This window comes from Bacillus sp. ISL-57 (genome assembly GCF_018613135.1).
In the GTDB taxonomy this organism is placed as follows: Bacteria; Bacillota; Bacilli; order Bacillales; family DSM-1321; genus Peribacillus; species Peribacillus frigoritolerans.
Genome location: NZ_JAGGQV010000004.1, coordinates 308,078 through 327,103 on the forward strand (window position 1 = coordinate 308,078; position 19,026 = coordinate 327,103).

Here is a 19,026-nt window from a genome sequence, read left to right on the forward strand (position 1 = left end):
GCCTCCTTGGCGCTTATGCGCCTGCGGGGTCTCCCTTGGACTCGCATTCCCGCAGGAGTGTCGCACACCCGCTCCAATCAACTCTGCATTAAAACTAAGAGAGAAACCCGATTGCCCTCAGTTTTGGAAGATTTGTAAGTTGACTGTTTCTTTCTCCATTAAGACTTAACAATTTAAATCCGCCTTTACTAAAGACTTTTTGTTTTTTATTAGAAAAGGAGAACTTTAGGAAAATAAGTCAAGTTCATTATTTTACATATACACTTCCGTATATCTCATTATCGAGATAGCGTCCAGTATCCAAAATCTAATGCATGGGAAAGCCGTGGTTGTTGGTGAGTTTGTCTGCCCCGCTGTGGACCAAGTGATGATTGGTGTTTTACCAAAACTACTGCTTCCTGTTTTCCTTGCAAACTACCTCGTACAGTGAGTTTCTTTTCTAAACTTCATTTTTATTTCTGACACTTCTTTATTATCTGTCTGTTTAGAATCATTTTCCTCTCCATTGACTGCCACTCTAGTACCTGCTTCGGAACATCCATCTATAGTTAGGGCGCTCAAAGCAAACTATTATTGAATTGATATGTTTAACAAAACTTATGTATATCGAGTAAATGCACCCCTCTTTAATGAAAAAAGAATCCATAAACTGTCGCTCAGCTGCCAGTCTTTTTTCCTTTCAAAAGCATAAAATGAATAGATGAAAAAAGGGGGGATTGGATGAAACAGAGGTTATTACTGTGTTTGCTTTTATGCGGTGTGATGCTGTATTATGCCGTGCCGCGCTTGTCGTTGGAAAGTGGCGGTCTGGAGGGTCTGTTTGCCGGAGCCTGGCTGTTGTTTGCATTGTTGGCGGTAGCTGGAAACTTGACGGGCATACTATATTCTCCTAAGAAACAAAAGGTAAAACGCCAGCCGGAATACAAAAGGTTGCGCCAATACTAGTAGTTGTTTGATAAACCGGGCTCTTTGACCTTATAATGGAGAATAGGAATACCGTGAAAAGGGTGAAGCGCTTGGCTACAAAGCATGAACAAATATTAAAACATATCGATGGGCTCCCTGTCGGCGAGAAGATTTCCGTCCGTCAAATTGCCAAAGCATTGAATGTTAGTGAAGGTACGGCATACCGGGCAATTAAAGAGGCGGAGAACCAGGGCTACGTGAGCTCGATTGAGCGGGTAGGCACGATCCGCATTGAGAAAAAGAAAAAAGAGAATATAGAAAAGCTCACTTTTGCAGAGGTAGTCAATATTGTTGACGGACAAGTTCTTGGAGGGAAAACGGGACTTCATAAGACATTAAATAAATTCGTCATCGGGGCGATGAAGCTGGATGCCATGATGAGATATACAGGGGCAGGAAACCTGCTGATCGTCGGGAACCGTACACAGGCCCATGAGCACGCGTTAAAAGCGGGTGCAGCGGTGCTGATCACCGGGGGATTCGATACCGAAGAGCCTGTTAAAAGGTTAGCCGATGAATTGGAGATGCCTGTCATCTCAACGAGTTACGATACGTTTACCGTCGCAACGATGATCAATCGGGCGATTTATGACCAATTGATCAAAAAGGAAATCTTGCTGGTGGAGGATATTTTGACACCCGTACAGGAAACGACCTTTTTGACAGTGGGTGACCGGGTTCAGACCTGGCATGAACTGAATCAGGAATCGGGGCATAGCCGTTTCCCTGTTGTCGATGACAATATGAAGGTTCAAGGAATGGTCACATCAAAAGATATCATCGGACAGGAAGAAATGACGCTCATCGATAAGGTGATGACGAAAAACCCGATGACCGTAGGCGATAAAATGAGTGTGGCATCTTCTGCACACATGATGGTTTGGGAAGGGATCGAGTTAATCCCGGTCGTGAATGACAGTCATATCCTAAAGGGAATCGTGAGCAGGCAGGATGTGCTGAAGGCATTGCAAATGAGTCAAAGGCAGCCTCAGGTCGGCGAAACGATCGACGATACGATCACCAGCCAGCTTGTAATGACTTCAAATCGCGGCAAGGGCGAGGAAGTGTATAACTATGGCGTCACCCCGCAGATGACCAATTACCTTGGTACCATTTCAAGCGGTGTGTTCACCACATTGGTCACCGACTCGGCAAATCGTGCACTTAGAAGCTATAAGCGCGGTGACTTGGTCGTGGAAAACATGACGATCTACTTCATCAAGCCAGTCCAGATCGACAGTACGCTTGAAATCCATCCGCGTGTCCTTGATGTAGGACGTAAATTCGGAAAAGTCGATGTCGAGGTGTTTAACCAAGGCAAACTTGTCGGCAAGGCGATGTTGACTTGTCAATTGCTGGACCGATCATGAAAAATAAAAAGGATAATCGAAATTCGATTATCCTTTTTGATTTGCAGCTTCTTCGATTGCATGCGGCAAATAAAATTTATACATTTTATAGCCGCCCCAAATACTGAATAAGCCAACGAAGATGAAAACGGCGGCAATGATATAAGTGATGGTCGTGTGGAATAGAAAAAGCTGATTGATTCCGAATAGTGCGACAAACGCACCGAGGGCAATGGAAGACTTCCCTGAAATCCACTTTTTCTCCATCGGCATTCTGGTTCGGACCGATTTGATTTTATAAAACAGATAGACCCCTAGTGAAAGAACGATCAAGGTGACAAGAATAGGCATCGTTTGAAATTCCCCCAATTTAACATATGTACCTTTTTATTGTAGCGGGAAATGAAAGAGAATGCCACAGTAAACAAGATCAGTCTTCCTATTTCCGCAATTTTTTGATTAAATGAAATATATCATCTTTATAAGGCTCGATAATACATATGTTAAGGGGAGATCAATATGAAAGCTGAAATATTAGCAGATATAAAGCGTTATGATACTATCATTCTCCATCGTCATGTCCGTCCAGATCCGGATGCTTATGGTTCACAGGGGGGATTGGCGGAAATCCTGAAAGCATCTTTCCCCGAAAAGCGAATTTATACGGTCGGGAAAGAGGAACCGTCATTGAATTATTTAAGAAGGCTCGATGTGATTTCGGATGAAACATATCAAGGTGCCTTGGTCATCGTTTGTGATACCGCAAATACGGACCGGATTTGTGATGCACGTTACACGACGGGGGATAAACTGATTAAGATCGATCATCATCCTAATGAAGATCCATATGGGGATATGCGTTGGGTCGATACATCGGCGAGTTCCACAAGTGAAATGATTTACGATTTTTACCAGTTCGGTAAAGAACAAGGCTTGAAGATGAGTGATGAAGCGGCACGCCTTCTATATGCAGGCATTGTTGGCGATACAGGTCGTTTCCTATTCCAAAGCACGACTGAAAAGACATTTGCCTATGCCAGTGAATTGATTCACTATTCGTTCTCCCGCCCGCAGTTATATCAGGAGATGTATGACGTCGAGGAAAGCATAGTCCGGTTGAATGGATATGTGCTGCAGCATTTTGAAATCCTTCCATATGGAACGGGGAAAATGATCATCACGAAAGATATACTTGAAAAATTCCATGCTTCCACATCTGAAGCATCTCAGCTCGTTTCCTCGCTAGGTTCGATTAAAAATGTTAAGTCATGGGTCTTTTTCATTGAAGAGGATCAAGAAATCAGGGTCCGTTTCCGTTCCAAAGGACCGATCATCAATACGATTGCCCGTAAATATAACGGAGGGGGCCACCCGTTTGCAGCAGGGGCTTCGATCTATTCTTGGGATGAAGTGGATAATATCCTTGCCGACATGGAAGAGTTGAATAAAGCGGAATGATAAAAACTTAAAGACCAAATCGCAAATGATTTGGTCTTTTAAATTCGGTGGTTATTCACCCATCCTTAAGAAGTGGTCCTTTTTAGTTTGATTTCTATATTCATTTTCGTATAAAACATGATTTCAACGACTTCAAGTCGGTAGCGCTTTTTATTGATGGTCATGATCTTATTTTCTATCGACTTTTTCAACAGCACTTTTCCGTCATAGACACTGGCGACATCTTTGGCTAGAAGAGAGGATAGGTCGTCCTCAATCACATCCTCCGCTTCTGCAATACTCAACTGATCCAGACTGTATTTTTCATTCGTGATCGTTACTTCCACTTCCTGAATCGTCAGGATTTCCTCGTTTTTCTCGTTCAATTTTTTATAATCCTGCTCCCAAATTGCGATTTTCCCGTTTAAATCCTTGATTTCTTCTCTTTGTTCGTGAAGGGACCGGATCTGCTTCTCCTGCTGGACGCCATGCATATAAAAGAAAATCACCCAGCTGATCAATCCGCCAAGTGCGGCTCCGGCAAAAAAACGCTGCCAGGTGGGAGTCCGGTGATAGGGAGGAATCCTCATGGTGAAATATGCTCCTGCGTGAACCAGTTGATGATCAGCGCTCCTGTCTGTGCCCCTCCAAGTGCAGAGAGTATCAATAGGACCTGCTTGACTATATCCTTCGTTTCCCCGTGGAAAATACCACGTTCAAAATTATAGACCATATCAAAAGTTCCCCCGATCGCAGCGACAATCGCCCAAATACGAAGGCTGTCCGACAGCCGGAATACAGTCGTCATCGGGGCTTGTCCAGTAAAAAACGCGGCGAGGCCCCCGATTATCGAGCCGCCAAGCAATACGCCAAGCGATATGAAAAAGCTGTTGAGGAAGGCTGGAACAAAGGCTTCATTCATATATCATCATCCTTTTTTGCTTGATATTCTTCTATTCCATTTATATGGGATGTCCGGAGGTATTATGATAGTCGCGGGAAATCAGGAAGTTAAATTGCATTGGTAATGAGAACATATTTTCTTTTTTTGAAATAAACACTATAATGAAAAGAAACATGCCTTACAAAGGTGGGAGAAAAAAACGTGTATACTCATCTCCATATTCAGAGCGGATACAGCCTGCTGACAAGTACGGTGAAGATCACTGAACTTGTGGCCAAAGCGAAAGCGGATGGCTGTACAAGTCTTGCCTTAACCGATCGAAATGTTATGTACGGTTCGGTCTATTTTTATAAAGAATGCAAGAAGCAGGGCATAAAGCCGATCATCGGCATACTTGCGGATGTCCTTGATGATCGGGAATCGCCACATGGACTTCTTTTATTGGCAAAGAGTCTGCAAGGATATCAAAACCTGCTTAAAATAAGCAGTGCCATAAAAACGAAATCCCCGTCAGGCATTCCAATGAATTGGCTTAAAGCCTATTCCGGGGGCTTGATTGCAGTCACACCAGGTGCAGAGGGGCAAATAGAAACGCTATTGAGAGAAGAAAACCCTGAAGAAGCCAAACAGGCAGCAGGGCGATTTCTGCAAATTTTTGGTCATGATAACTTTTATGTATCCATACAGAGACTGTCGATTGCGGATGAGGAAAAAGGTAACGAAGCCATAAGTCAGTTGGCGAGAGATTTAGAGATAAAGATTGTCGCGACGAATCCAGTTTATTATTTGAACGAAAGCGATGCACTCGCTCATGAAGTCTTATTGGCAATCGGAAATGGCGACAAGCTGGCGGATGAGACGCATACGGTTCTTGAATCCGATCAATTTTATTTGAAAAGCCGGTCTCAGATGGCAGAACTATTCCATGACAGACCGGATGCACTCGAAAATACACTGCATATTGCCGCGCAATGCAATCTGGAAATTCCATTTCATCGTTCACTTCTGCCTAAGTACCCTACTGAAGATGGAGCCACAGCCGAGGAAATGCTCGAAGCCATCTGCTTCCAAGGGCTGAAGAAAAGAGTGCCGGAGCCATCCATTCAATATGAAGAGCGCCTGCGATATGAATTGGATATCATCACCAAGATGAAATTCAGCGATTACTTTTTAATCGTTTGGGACTTCATGAAATTCGCTAAGGACCATCAAATCCTGACTGGTCCAGGAAGGGGGTCGGCCGCAGGATCGATGGTCGCTTATGTGCTATCGATCACGGATGTCGATCCAATCGAACATTCCTTGCTGTTCGAGCGATTCCTGAATCCGGAACGTGTCTCGATGCCGGATATCGACATTGACTTTCCGGATAACCGCCGTGAAGAAGTGATTGCCTATGTCGCGAAGAAGTACGGGGAACTTCATGTAGCACAGATCATTACGTTCGGAACATTGGCTGCCAAGGCTGCGTTAAGGGACACAGGACGTGTTTTCGGCCTGAACTCAAAGGAACAGGAAGCGGTATCGAAAATGATTCCAGGCCGCCTGGGCATCACGCTTCCCGAGGCTTTCAAGGAATCGAAAAGGCTTAGGGAATTCGTTAATGGGAGTGACCTGAATCAAAAACTATTTCAAACCGCGTTATTGCTTGAAGGGCTGCCTCGCCATGCTTCGACACATGCCGCCGGCGTCGTCATCAGTGACCAGGCACTGACCGAGCATATCCCGATTCAGGGAGGGCATGACGGCATCCACCTGACTCAATATCCAATGGACCTTCTCGAAGAACTGGGACTTCTTAAAATGGATTTTCTTGGACTCCGCAATTTAACGCTCATCGATAATATTATAAATAACATTAAAAAGGGAACGGGGAAAAAGCTCGACTTGTCCCATATTCCGATGGATGACCCCGAGACGCTGGCCCTTTTAGGCAGGGGCGAAACAACCGGAGTGTTCCAATTTGAATCGGATGGCATCCGAAAGGTTTTGATCAAGCTGAAACCGAACCGATTCGAGGATATCGTCGCGGTCAATGCCCTTTATCGTCCAGGTCCGATGGAAAATATACCGCTGTTCATCGAGCGAAAACATGGACTTGCTTCGATTGATTACCTGCACGAGGATTTGAAGGATATCCTCGAGCCTACATACGGGGTCATCGTTTACCAAGAACAAATCATGCAAATCGCCTCCCGCTTAGCCGGGTTTTCATTAGGGGAGGCTGACCTGCTCCGACGTGCCGTTTCGAAGAAGAAGAAGGATGTTCTGGATCAAGAGCGGCAGCATTTCGTGAGCGGCGCATTGAAACAAGGATACTCCGAAAAAACGGCAGATGAGATTTATTCCTTGATTGTCCGCTTCGCTAACTATGGATTCAACCGAAGTCATGCGGTGGCATATAGTTTCATCGCTTATCAGCTGGGTTACTTGAAAACCCACCATCCGGAATATTTCATGGCAGCACTTTTGACATCGGTTGTCGGGAATGATGAAAAGATTTCGCAATATATCCGAGAAGCAAAAAAGAAAGGGATGGCGGTTCTGCCTCCCTCGATTAACCGGAGCGGTTACCCGTTTTTACCGGAAAAGGAAGGGATCCGTTATAGCCTTGGAGCCATAAAAGGGATAGGCGGGACGGTCCTAAAAGAAATCTTCGCTGCAAGGCGTCAAAAGAAGTTCGCTGATTTATTCGATTTCTGTTTGCGCGTTTCGGGGAAAATCGTAAATAGAAAAGTGTTGGAGGCGCTTGTCCATTCAGGTGCTTTTGATGAATTCGGTGAAGACCGGGCAACATTGTTGGCGAGCTTGGACGTAGCGATCAATCATACGGAATTGGTTAATCCGGATGATGACCTATTCGATATGTTTTCGGATGGCGAGTTTTCACTCAAACCGAAATACCACCGGGTCGATCCTATCCCAATCGAGGACAAACTCTCGTTGGAAAAAAGCGCATTGGGGCTTTATCTATCGAATCATCCTGTGACAAGCTACAGAGAACTTTTTCAGCACTTCGGCTGTTTGACTATAGATGAAGCTATTAATAAAAAGGAATCGAAAGTCTTACTTGGCGCTTACATCACGTCGGTTAAAACCATAAGGACAAAAAAAGGCGATGTGATGGCTTTCTTGAGCGTCAGTGATGAAGAGGGGGATATTGAAGCGGTCGTTTTTCCAAATGTTTATAAAAACCACTCTGCCGATTTGAATCATGGACAACTCGTTATGCTGCAAGGGACATTGGAAGAGCGGGATGGAAAAACACAGCTCCTGATCCGGAACGTGTACCCGCTTGAAAAAGCGAAGCAGATGAAAGAGGAAAAAAACGGAACGATATTCCTGAAAATTGAGGCTGGCAAGCAAACGAAGGATACACTGCAAAAAATAAAAAAAATTTTAATGCAGCATAGCGGTGAAACCAAGGTCATGCTTTTTTACGAGAGGGAAAACCGCTATGTACAGCTATCTTATTGGGATTGGGTCAATCCTACAGATAGATTGATGCAGGCATTATTTGACTTGGTGGGAAAAGGGAATGTGGTTTACAAGAAAGAATAACTGTTTTACAACTTTAATAGTTATGTTATATTGAAAACAGGCCGCTGTGGTCTGACCACTAGATTTCAGCATATAAGATAATGGGTTACCCAATTTGTTTTAGGAGTGAAACTATGACATTAAGAGAAGAAGCGTTACATATGCACCGCTTGAATCAAGGGAAATTAGAAACAGTTTCGAAAGTGCCGGTTAGGAACGCAGTAGATTTGAGCCTGGCTTATTCTCCTGGTGTCGCAGAACCGTGTAAAGATATTTACGATAAGCCGGAAACCGTTTATGACTATACAATGAAGGGGAATACGGTTGCCGTCATTTCTGATGGAACGGCTGTTTTGGGACTTGGAAACATCGGTCCGGAAGCTGCAATGCCGGTCATGGAAGGTAAAGCCGTTTTATTTAAAAGTTTCGCCGGAGTGGACGCTTTCCCGATTTGTTTAAAAACGACGGATGTGGACAAAATTGTAGAGACCGTTAAATTACTCGAACCGACTTTCGGTGGAGTGAACTTAGAAGACATAGCCGCACCAAATTGTTTTGAAATTGAAGAACGACTCAAGAAAGAAATGAATATTCCTGTTTTCCATGATGATCAGCACGGTACAGCCATTGTTACTGTTGCCGGTCTTGTGAACGCGTTACGACTGGTGAATAAATCAATGTCAGAAATTAAAGTGGTAGCGAATGGCGCAGGCGCTGCGGGCATTGCCATCATTAAATTGCTTTATAGCTATGGAGTTCGCGACATCATCATGTGTGATACGAAGGGTGCCATTTATGAGGGCCGTTCGACAGGTATGAATGATACAAAAGAACAAGTGGCGAAAGTGACCAATCGAAATAAGGTTTCAGGACCTTTGGAATCTGTCATTGAAAACGCTGATGTATTTATTGGTGTTTCTGCCGCAGGTGCATTGACAAAAGAAATGGTTTCTTCGATGAATCGGGATGCGATCATTTTCGCGATGGCTAATCCAGATCCGGAAATCATGCCGGAAGATGCAAAAGCAGCGGGTGCCAAGGTTGTTGGAACTGGCCGCTCGGATTTCCCGAATCAGGTCAATAACGTCCTTGCTTTCCCAGGGATTTTCCGTGGGGCCTTGGATGTACGTGCGACTCATATCAATGAAAAAATGAAGGTTGCTGCAGTAAAAGCCATCGCTGGATTAATCCAGGAGCATGAGTTGAACGAAGACTACGTGATCCCTGCTCCATTTGATGAGAGGGTGGCACCTGCCGTTGCGGCTGCTGTTGCCAAGGCAGCGATGGAAACCGGAGTAGCTAGAATCAACGTAGATCCAGAGGAAATTAAAGAAAAAACAAAGAAATTAGCGATCATTGGAAAAAGTGAGGAATAATTAATTTGGCAGGTCGTACTTCTTCATCCAAAATTTATCTCGATGTCGTTGAGAGCCTACGTAGCATGATTGAAGCGGACAGCCTCCTGCCGGGAGATAAAATCCCATCAGAACGGGAGTTATCGGATCGTTTTAATGTTGGGCGTTCCTCTGTCCGTGAAGCATTGCGTGCCTTAGAGCTATTAGGTTTAATTGAAACAAGGCGTGGTGAAGGGACGTTTATCAGGGATTTCCAGGAGCATAAGCTAGTCGAGCTTCTGGGAACCTTTTTTTTGCAAGATAAAAAAGTACAAGAAGATTTGGCTGAGACGAAAAGGCTGATTGAAATTGACTGTTTGCGGATCGTCGCCTTTTTCGCTACGGCTGAGGACATCAAAAGATTAATGGCCTGGGTCAAAGCGGATATGTTTCATGATGATGATTTCTTTTTAAGAATTGCCATTTTGAATCGCAATCGATTGCTGGAAAGAATTTGGCGCATTGTCAACAGCTATGCTAGAACATCAGAGATGGTACAGGGTAATGTGAAAAAAGAAGATTATCTGGCACTTCTTACATATTTACTCGAACGTGATGAAGAAAAAGCCATCGAAACGTATCTTATTAGAATTAGAAATATGTCGAAGGGCGAATGACACCTTTTTACAAGATACTAATTTTATTTCTGATATAGTTTGTACCAAGTATCATAAAATAGATAATTGGTGGTAAAGGGAGGATTAAGCTTGCTTAAAGAGCTATTTGCGAAGTCTAAGAAGAAATATGCAACGGTTCCTTTAGATCGGGAGAAACAAGATGTACCAGAAGGAATCATGACAAAGTGCACCGGCTGTAAAAAAATCATGTATACAAAAGAATTGGTGAAAAACAAGAAAGTCTGTCTGCATTGCGGGTACCATCATCCGATGTCTTCCCATGAGCGCATCGAATTTTTATTCGACGCAGGCACTTTTAATGAATTTGATAAAGAAATGATTTCCGTTAACCCGCTTGATTTTCCGGATTACTTAGAAAAATTGGAAAAAGATAGAAAGAAAGCCAAGATTAATGAGGCGGTTGTCACAGGAGTCGGAAGCATCAATGGGTACCAAGTTTCAACAGCCATCATGGATTCGAATTTCCGGATGGGAAGCATGGGATCCGTTGTTGGCGAAAAAATCACCCGTGCCATTGAACGTGCTGGTGAATTGAAGATTCCGTTCATCATATTTACGGCATCGGGCGGCGCCCGGATGCAGGAGGGTGTTTTGAGCTTGATGCAGATGGCAAAGACAAGTGCAGCACTCAAGATATTCAGCAATGAAGGCGGGCTGATCATATCAATGATGACCCATCCTACCACAGGCGGGGTTTCGGCCAGTTTCGCGTCACTTGGCGATATTAATCTAGCCGAACCTGGAGCACTTATTGGTTTTGCGGGACGAAGAATCATTGAGCAGACGATTCGTGAAGAGCTTCCTGAAGATTTCCAAACGGCTGAATTCTTGTTGAAGCACGGTCAATTGGATGCGGTCGTCAAACGTACGGAAATGAAGGAAACCTTGACAAAGATCCTTAAAATCCATGCCCCGGGCGGTGAGTGGTTATGATTTACGAATTAGAGTTCGAGCGTCCCATTACGGACCTCAGAAATAAAATTAAAGAGCTAAAGGCAATTTCGAAGGATGCTGATGTAGACCTTACAGCAGAAATCGAAACATTGGAAAAGCGTTTAGAGAAGCTGGAAGTGGATATCTACAACCATCTTAAACCGTGGGATCGTGTTCAGATTGCCCGGCATCCAGCCCGTCCGACGACGCTTGATTACATTCCGCTGTTATTCAATGACTTCATCGAGTTTCATGGAGATCGTTATTATGGGGATGATGAAGCGATTGTCTCTGGAATCGCGGAATTCAATGGACTTGCCGTGACTGTCATCGGTCATCAACGCGGGAAGGATACGAAGGAAAACATCCGTCGTAACTTTGGCATGCCCCATCCTGAAGGTTATCGAAAAGCTTTACGTCTGATGAAACAGGCTGAAAAGTTCAATAGGCCGATTATTTGTTTCATTGATACGAAGGGAGCTTTCCCTGGTAAAGCTGCTGAAGAGCGCGGGCAAAGTGAAGCCATTGCGAAAAACCTTTTCGAAATGGCAGGGCTGAAGGTGCCGGTCATCAGTATTGTCATTGGTGAAGGCGGAAGCGGCGGTGCATTGGCGCTTGGTGTCGGAGACCGAATTTTCATGCTTGAAAACTCAACATATTCCGTGATTTCCCCTGAAGGGGCTGCAGCCTTGCTGTGGAAGGATGCCTCTCAGGCTAAGAGGGCTGCGGAAACGATGAAAATCACGGCTCCCGACTTAAACCGCTTAGGAGTCATAGATGAGATCATTCCTGAAGTGAGGGGCGGCGCCCATCGGGATTCGAATTTACAGGCAGAAGCCATCAAGGAAATCCTGAAACGTTCATTCAATGAACTGTTGCCATTGAATAGTGATGATCTTATCAACCAGCGTTATATGAAATTCAAGAAAATCGGTGAATATGAATTTGCAAAACAACAACCTGAGGGCGAACCTAAGGAAGTGGAACAGCATTCATAAACACATTTTGGAAAAGGAAAAACGTGCTGCCTGGGGCAACACGTTTTTTCATCCTTTCATTCGTGGATATGCATTCATTACCGAAACGAGTAAAGAATATGGTTTGTGTGCAGAATGTAAAGTTTTACACCATATTACTTCAATTTCTGAAGAGAATCGGTTAGGCTTATAACATCAAGTATGCATAAGTGAAACAGTTACTGCTTATTGAAGCTTGAAAAAGGGTACAATGATATAGCGAAGCTTAAAATTGATTAGTGCTGTAGAGAGGTGACATTTATGAAAAGAATAGGTGTATTGACAAGTGGAGGAGATTCTCCAGGAATGAATGCGGCAGTCCGAGCAGTTGTCCGGAAAGCGATTTTTCATGAAATGGAGGTCTTCGGTATTTATCATGGCTATCAGGGTCTGATAAATGGCAATATAAAAAAGCTTGAACTTGGGTCTGTCGGGGATATCATTCATAGAGGCGGCACGATGTTACATACGGCTCGCTGTCCGGAATTTAAGACGGAGGAAGGCCAGCTGAAAGCGATTGAACAATTGAATAAACATGGTATCGAGGGCATTGTCATAATTGGTGGCGATGGATCTTACCGCGGGGCGAGAGCTTTAACGGAAAGGGGTTTCCCTTGTATCGGGGTTCCTGGAACGATTGATAATGACATACCGGGTACGGACTTTACGATTGGATTCGATACGGCCCTGAATACAGTCATCGATGCTATCGATAAAATTCGGGATACGGCCACTTCTCATGAGAGGACTTATGTGGTGGAAGTGATGGGAAGAGATGCCGGCGATATTGCACTTTGGGCTGGATTGGCTGGCGGAGCTGAAACGATTCTTTGTCCTGAATATGAATATGATATAGAAGACTTGATTGGGAAGCTGAACCGCGGTCATGACCGTGGGAAAAAGCACAGTATCATCATTGTAGCCGAAGGTGTGGGAAGTGCCGTTGATATTTCCAGGAAAATTGAGGCGAAAGCAGGATTTGAAACTCGTGTAACGGTCCTGGGCCATGTTCAGCGCGGAGGATCTCCCTCTGCAAATGATCGGGTATTGGCAAGCCGGCTTGGGGCAAGAGCCGTAGAATTGCTTCTAGATGGAAAAGGGGGCAGGGCTGTCGGAATCGAACAAAATCAACTTGTTGATTATGATATCATCGAAGCTCTTGCTAAACCGCATACCATTGACAAGAAAATGTATGAATTATCCGCTGAGCTATCCATTTAATCATTATTGACCGATAGGAACGCTTTTTAGTAATCGGTATTTAAAAGAAGATATAAAACACTGCGCCCCCTGTCTTTCAGGAAGTGGACAGGCGGCGAGTAGTTTTCCTTAAAGGAGGATGACACTATGCGTAAAACCAAGATTGTTTGTACGATAGGCCCCGCAAGTGAAAGTATTGAAAAGCTGGTTCAATTAATAGAGGCGGGAATGAATGTAGCACGGCTTAACTTTTCTCATGGGAATCATGAAGAACACGCAGCTAGAATCCGCAATATCAGAGAAGCGAGCGAAAAAACGGGTAAACAGGTTGCCATCCTGTTGGATACAAAAGGACCTGAAATACGGACAAATAATATGGAAAATGATTCCATGGAGCTTGTAGCCGGCAATGAAGTCATTATTTCCATGAATGAAGTCCTGGGAACACCTGAAAGATTCTCCATTACCTATGAAGGGCTTCTGCATGATGTCCACCCAGGATCTAAAATCCTTTTGGATGATGGATTGATCGGGCTTGAAGTGTTGAAGATTGATGAGGTAAGAAAAGAAATCCATACGAAGATCTTGAATAGCGGTACACTTAAGAACAAAAAAGGCGTCAATGTTCCAGGAGTTTCGGTTAAGCTGCCTGGCATAACGGAGAAAGACGAACAGGATATCCTTTTTGGGATCGAACAGGGTATCGACTTCATTGCTGCCTCATTTGTACGCAGGGCTTCCGACGTGCTTGAAGTAAGTGAATTATTGCAGCAAAATGGTGCGGAGCATATTCAAATCATCCCTAAAATCGAAAATCAAGAGGGCGTGGACCGTCTTGATGAGATTTTGGAAGTTTCAGATGGCTTGATGGTGGCACGTGGAGACTTGGGAGTGGAAATTCCTGCAGAAGAAGTGCCATTAGTCCAAAAACAAATGATCAAAAAATGTAATAATGCCGGGAAACCAGTCATAACGGCTACACAAATGCTCGATTCGATGCAGCGTAATCCAAGGCCGACCCGTGCAGAAGCAAGTGATGTAGCCAATGCCATCTTTGATGGAACGGATGCAATCATGCTTTCTGGCGAAACAGCTGCTGGAACCTATCCTGTCGAAGCGGTGCAAACGATGCATAACATTGCTTCACGTGCTGAAACTGCCCTTGATTATCGGGATATATTATCAGTCAGAAGCAAAGTGAACCGTCATAATGTCACGGATGCCATTGGTCAATCCGTTGCCCACACTGCGCTTAATCTTAATGCCGGGGCAATCATCACGCCTACAGAAAGCGGTCATACGGCAAGGATGATTTCCAAATACCGCCCGAAAGCACCGATCATTGCGGTTACATCCAATGATCATGTTTCAAGAAGGCTTGCTTTGGCATGGGGAGTCTATCCGCAGATTGGTCCAAAAGCGACGACCACCGATGAAATGCTTCAAACAGCAATAGATGAAAGCCTGCATTCTGGCTTGGTTTCCCATGGGGATTTAGTCGTCATTACTGCCGGTGTGCCTGTAGGTGAAACTGGTACGACTAACCTGATGAAAATTCATGTGTTAGGAGAGGTCCTTTTGAAGGCTCAAGGAATCGGCAGGAAATCAGCGAAAGGTGAAGTGGTTATCGCTAAGAATGCCAAGGAAGCTTTGGAAAAAGTGAAGGAAGGCTCTGTATTGGTTACGATCGGTTCTGACCGCGAAATGATGCCTGCAATTGAAAAGTGTGCTGCATTGATTACGGAAGAAGGCGGTTTGACAAGCCATGCAGCTGTTGTGGGAGTCACATTGGGCATACCGGTCATCGTTGGGGCGGAGGACGCGACCAAGGTTTTCACGGATGGTCAAAGAATAACGGTCGATGCAGGTCGCGGAGTCATTTATGATGGACATGCAAACGTTCTGTAACACGAAATTTTGGCTGTTTCCTTGCCAATGAGGTAAGATGGATGTACCGGGCCAGAAATGGGCTGTGCAGGAGGAATGAAGATGAAATATTTTTTAATGTTTATCATTGCGATGCCGGTCGTTGAAATTATTGTCCTTTTGCTCTCAGGCAATCTGATTGGTTTTTGGCCAACGGTGTTCCTGATTGTAGCCACAGGTTTGATCGGAGCCTATTTGGCTAAACGGCAAGGGATGGAAACGTGGAAAAAGGCACAGGAACAGATTCGTTACGGAATGATGCCGGGAAATGAAATCATTGATGGAATCTGTATCTTTATTGGAGCTGCACTGTTGCTGTCCCCTGGGCTCATCTCGGATATCATGGGATTGATCCTTGTGTTTCCGCCAACCCGGAATCTCCTCAAACCTATTGTTATCCGGTTTATCATGAACAGGATGAATAAAGGGAAGGTTACCATCATTCGGCATAAATAATATAAGGCTGTCTAAAGGCGTAAGCTTTTAGGCAGCCTTTTTGGTCTTTGAAAAAGGTCCGCAACAGCATCCCGGTTTTTTATGGGGTGCTTTTTTGCTTTACAAATGGCTCCCTGTTTCACCATTGAATGATGATTTCCAGGAGAATGAAATCTGTATAATAACAGGATTTTTGAATGATAACCCTTGGAAACATTGGTAAATCAGGCTTTTCCATGCTAAAAAATCTTTTTTTAGATTTTTTAGAAAAAACTGGTGACAAATTTATACAACGTGTTATATAATACAAACAGGAAATAAAACAACTGTATTATAACATAGAAGAGTTGGAAAGGATGTGGAGAGGCAACATGATTACGGAAGCAAAAGGCTTACAGATTACAGGCAACATTAAGCCAGGATATGAACAAATACTTACAGCGGAAGCTCTTCAATTCATCGAAAGAATGGAACGGCATTTCAGTGGAAGAAGGGCAGAACTTCTAGAACGGCGGAAAAGCGTTCAGGAAGAACTGAATCAAGGCAAGCTCCCTGATTTCCTTGAAGAAACGAAGCATATTCGTGCAAGTGATTGGACGATTGCGCCCCTCCCGAATGATTTACAGGACCGCAGGGTTGAAATCACCGGACCTGTTGATCGGAAAATGATCATAAATGCCATGAACTCAGGTGCCAATGTATTCATGGCGGACTTTGAAGATGCCAATTCACCCACTTGGGAGAATTGCATGGATGGCCAATTGAATCTGCGGGATGCAATCCGCGGAACCATATCATTTAAAAATCCAAATGGCAAAGTGTATGAGCTAAATGAAAGAACAGCTGTGCTAAAGGTAAGGCCGCGCGGCTGGCATTTGGAGGAAAAACATGTCCTTTTGGATGGACAGCCTATATCAGCCGGCATTTTTGACTTTGGACTGTACTTTTACCACAACGCAAAAGCATTAATCGAAAAACAAAGCGGTCCATACTTTTACTTACCAAAAATGGAAAGCCATCTCGAAGCAAGATTATGGAATGAAATATTCGTATATGCACAGAACGATTTGAGAATCCCGCAAGGAACCATCAAGGCAACGGTCTTGATAGAAACAATTCTTGCTGCATTCGAAATGGACGAAATTCTGTACGAGCTGAAAGAACATTCGGCAGGCCTGAACTGTGGCCGCTGGGATTATATCTTTAGTTTCCTGAAAAAATTCCGTAACTCGGATGATGTCATTTTCCCAGATCGGCAGCAGGTCACGATGACTGTCCCGAATATGAGGGCGTATTCCTTACTGGCAATCAAAACATGTCACAGCCGTAATGCGCCTGCAATTGGCGGGATGGCCGCACAAATTCCCGTTAAAAATGACCCGGTTAAGAACGATGAGGCTTTTGCGAAAGTAAAGGCAGATAAAGAACGAGAAGCAAGAGACGGTCATGATGGAACATGGGTTGCCCACCCAGGTATGGTAAGCACGGCAAAAGAGGTTTTTGACTTGCTCGTCCCAAAACCGAATCAAATTTTCCGGAAACGGGAAGATGTCCATGTAACAGCACAAGAGTTGCTGGCTGTACCGGAAGGAACGATCACAGAGGCAGGCTTAAGGACGAATATTAATGTAGGCATCCAATATATCGCCTCGTGGTTAAGCGGCAGAGGTGCGGCACCTATCAATAACTTAATGGAAGATGCTGCAACTGCTGAAATTTCAAGGGCTCAAGTCTGGCAATGGATCCGTCATCCAAAAGGCATCCTCGAAGATGGCAGGAAAATAACCGAGGAATTATTCCATCAAATCAAAGAAGAGGAATTGGCGGTCATTAAATCGGAAATAGGGGAAGAAACTTTCAAATCAGGAAAGTTTGAAGAGTCTACTAAACTATTTGAACAATTGATTGAAGCGGATGACTTTGCAGATTTCTTAACTAACGCAGCATACGAAAAATTATCTTAATATTCAAAATATATAATGTGAATTAGGAGGAAATAATGATGATGAATGAGAGAGCGCAAAAATTACAACAAAGCTGGGAAAATGACTCACGGTGGAATGGTATTAAACGTCCTTATACGGCCGAGGAAGTCATTAAACTGAGAGGTTCCATCGACATTGAACAAACATTGGCACGCCGCGGTTCCGAAAAACTATGGAATCTATTAAATACTGAGGATTTCATCAATGCATTAGGAGCATTGACCGGTAACCAAGCCATGCAGCAGGTGAAAGCTGGTTTAAAAGCAATCTACTTAAGCGGCTGGCAAGTGGCGGCAGATGCTAACATCGCAGGGCAAATGTACCCTGACCAAAGTTTATATCCAGCCAACTCCGTGCCGCAAGTTGTTAAACGCATTAATCAAACACTTCAGCGTGCAGACCAAATTAGCTTTGCTGAAGGGAAAAATGATATCGATTGGTTCGCTCCAATCGTGGCGGATGCTGAAGCAGGTTTTGGCGGTTCCCTTAACGTTTTCGAATTAATGAAAGGCATGATCGAAGCTGGAGCGGCTGGCGTTCACTTCGAAGACCAGCTTTCTTCCGAGAAAAAATGCGGTCACCTAGGCGGTAAAGTCCTTCTTCCTACCCAAACGGCAGTACGTAATTTAGTTTCGGCCCGATTGGCAGCTGATGTAATGGGTACACCGACCATCTTGATTGCCCGTACGGATGCTGATGCTGCAGATTTGATCACGGATGATATTGATCCGGTCGATGCACCATTCATCACTGGTGAAAGGACTCCAGAAGGATTCTACCGCACGAATGCAGGTCTTGACCAAGCAATTGCAAGAGGCCTTGCTTATGCGCCATATGCCGACCTTATCTGGTGTGAGACTTCTGAACCTAATCTAGCGGATGCTCGCCGCTTTGCCGAGGCCATCCATGCAGAGTTCCCGGGAAAATTGCTTGCTTACAATTGTTCCCCATCATTTAACTGGAAAGCGAAATTAAGTGATGAAGAGATTGCCAATTATCAAGTGGAATTGGGTAAATTGGGTTATAAATTCCAATTCGTTACACTTGCAGGCTTCCATTCATTGAATCATAGCATGTTTAACCTTGCTCTTGGTTATAAAGAACGCGGCATGGCTGCATACTCTGAACTTCAACAAGCGGAATTTGCCAGTGAGCCGGATGGCTATACAGCAACACGTCATCAGCGTGAAGTGGGAACGGGTTATTTTGATGAAGTGGCACAAGTCGTTTCTGGTGGAACATCATCCACAACAGCACTTGCAGGTTCTACTGAAACAGAACAATTCGAGACGTCGAAATAATT

General features: G+C 44.3%; 16 protein-coding genes. 13 read left to right on the forward strand and 3 right to left on the reverse strand.

The window, feature by feature from the left end; genetic code table 11:
* Positions 1 to 720: 720 nt before the first annotated feature.
* Together J7I90_RS09925 and J7I90_RS09930 are read left to right on the forward strand one after the other, a co-directional pair.
* Positions 721 to 945, forward strand: a complete 225-nt coding sequence (locus tag J7I90_RS09925; protein WP_214771024.1) for a hypothetical protein — start codon at positions 721 to 723, stop codon at positions 943 to 945.
* Between the two features lie 71 nt (positions 946 to 1,016).
* Positions 1,017 to 2,336, forward strand: a complete 1,320-nt coding sequence (locus J7I90_RS09930; protein ID WP_034311452.1) for a DRTGG domain-containing protein — start codon at positions 1,017 to 1,019, stop codon at positions 2,334 to 2,336.
* Between the two features lie 27 nt (positions 2,337 to 2,363).
* On the opposite strand, the gene J7I90_RS09935 is transcribed toward J7I90_RS09930, so the two are convergent.
* Positions 2,364 to 2,666 carry a YtpI family protein gene (locus J7I90_RS09935; RefSeq protein WP_034309143.1) on the reverse strand — a complete coding sequence of 101 codons (303 nt, stop codon included), beginning with the start codon at positions 2,664 to 2,666 and terminating at the stop codon, positions 2,364 to 2,366.
* A 168-nt stretch (positions 2,667 to 2,834) separates the two neighbouring features.
* Between J7I90_RS09935 and J7I90_RS09940 the strand changes: the two genes are divergently transcribed.
* Positions 2,835 to 3,773 carry a DHH family phosphoesterase gene (locus tag J7I90_RS09940; RefSeq protein ID WP_214771026.1) on the forward strand — a complete coding sequence of 313 codons (939 nt, stop codon included), beginning with the start codon at positions 2,835 to 2,837 and terminating at the stop codon, positions 3,771 to 3,773.
* Between the two features lie 65 nt (positions 3,774 to 3,838).
* On the opposite strand, the gene ytrI is transcribed toward J7I90_RS09940, so the two are convergent.
* Entirely contained in the window at positions 3,839 to 4,342 is a 504-nt protein-coding gene (gene ytrI / locus J7I90_RS09945; RefSeq protein ID WP_098863985.1) for a sporulation membrane protein YtrI, read from the reverse strand.
* Positions 4,339 to 4,674, reverse strand: a complete 336-nt coding sequence (gene ytrH, locus J7I90_RS09950; protein WP_034309135.1) for a sporulation membrane protein YtrH — start codon at positions 4,672 to 4,674, stop codon at positions 4,339 to 4,341. The genes ytrI and ytrH overlap by 4 nt, the downstream gene beginning before the upstream one ends.
* Before the next feature lie 183 nt (positions 4,675 to 4,857).
* Here ytrH and dnaE point away from each other — a divergent pair, with 183 nt between their 5' ends.
* The 10 genes from dnaE (at position 4,858) to aceA (ending at position 19,024) form a co-directional block, all read left to right on the forward strand.
* Entirely contained in the window at positions 4,858 to 8,217 is a 3,360-nt protein-coding gene (gene dnaE, locus J7I90_RS09955; protein WP_214771028.1) for a DNA polymerase III subunit alpha, read from the forward strand.
* Positions 8,218 to 8,330: 113 nt separating this feature from the next.
* Positions 8,331 to 9,572 carry an NADP-dependent malic enzyme gene (gene ystJ / locus J7I90_RS09960; protein WP_034309132.1) on the forward strand — a complete coding sequence of 414 codons (1,242 nt, stop codon included), beginning with the start codon at positions 8,331 to 8,333 and terminating at the stop codon, positions 9,570 to 9,572.
* Between the two features lie 5 nt (positions 9,573 to 9,577).
* Positions 9,578 to 10,207 (forward strand): FadR/GntR family transcriptional regulator, encoded by a 630-nt coding sequence (locus tag J7I90_RS09965; RefSeq protein WP_096337904.1) that lies wholly within the window; start codon positions 9,578 to 9,580, stop codon positions 10,205 to 10,207.
* Between the two features lie 90 nt (positions 10,208 to 10,297).
* The gene (gene accD / locus J7I90_RS09970; RefSeq protein WP_214771031.1) at positions 10,298 to 11,161 is read left to right on the forward strand and encodes an acetyl-CoA carboxylase, carboxyltransferase subunit beta; all 864 of its coding nucleotides are present in this window, start codon (positions 10,298 to 10,300) and stop codon (positions 11,159 to 11,161) included.
* Positions 11,158 to 12,159, forward strand: coding sequence for an acetyl-CoA carboxylase carboxyl transferase subunit alpha (gene accA / locus J7I90_RS09975; protein WP_034309128.1), 1,002 nt, complete (start codon positions 11,158 to 11,160; stop codon positions 12,157 to 12,159). Before accD ends, accA begins: the two co-directional genes overlap by 4 nt.
* Before the next feature lie 279 nt (positions 12,160 to 12,438).
* Positions 12,439 to 13,398 (forward strand): 6-phosphofructokinase, encoded by a 960-nt coding sequence (gene pfkA / locus J7I90_RS09980; protein ID WP_214771034.1) that lies wholly within the window; start codon positions 12,439 to 12,441, stop codon positions 13,396 to 13,398.
* Positions 13,399 to 13,524: 126 nt separating this feature from the next.
* Positions 13,525 to 15,285, forward strand: coding sequence for a pyruvate kinase (gene pyk / locus J7I90_RS09985; RefSeq protein ID WP_214771037.1), 1,761 nt, complete (start codon positions 13,525 to 13,527; stop codon positions 15,283 to 15,285).
* Positions 15,286 to 15,366: 81 nt separating this feature from the next.
* Positions 15,367 to 15,759, forward strand: coding sequence for an FxsA family protein (locus tag J7I90_RS09990; RefSeq protein WP_214771040.1), 393 nt, complete (start codon positions 15,367 to 15,369; stop codon positions 15,757 to 15,759).
* A gap of 350 nt (positions 15,760 to 16,109) precedes the next feature.
* Positions 16,110 to 17,702 carry a malate synthase A gene (gene aceB, locus J7I90_RS09995; RefSeq protein WP_214771043.1) on the forward strand — a complete coding sequence of 531 codons (1,593 nt, stop codon included), beginning with the start codon at positions 16,110 to 16,112 and terminating at the stop codon, positions 17,700 to 17,702.
* Between the two features lie 38 nt (positions 17,703 to 17,740).
* Positions 17,741 to 19,024, forward strand: coding sequence for an isocitrate lyase (gene aceA, locus J7I90_RS10000; protein WP_214771046.1), 1,284 nt, complete (start codon positions 17,741 to 17,743; stop codon positions 19,022 to 19,024).
* The last annotated feature ends 2 nt before the right edge of the window (positions 19,025 to 19,026 follow it).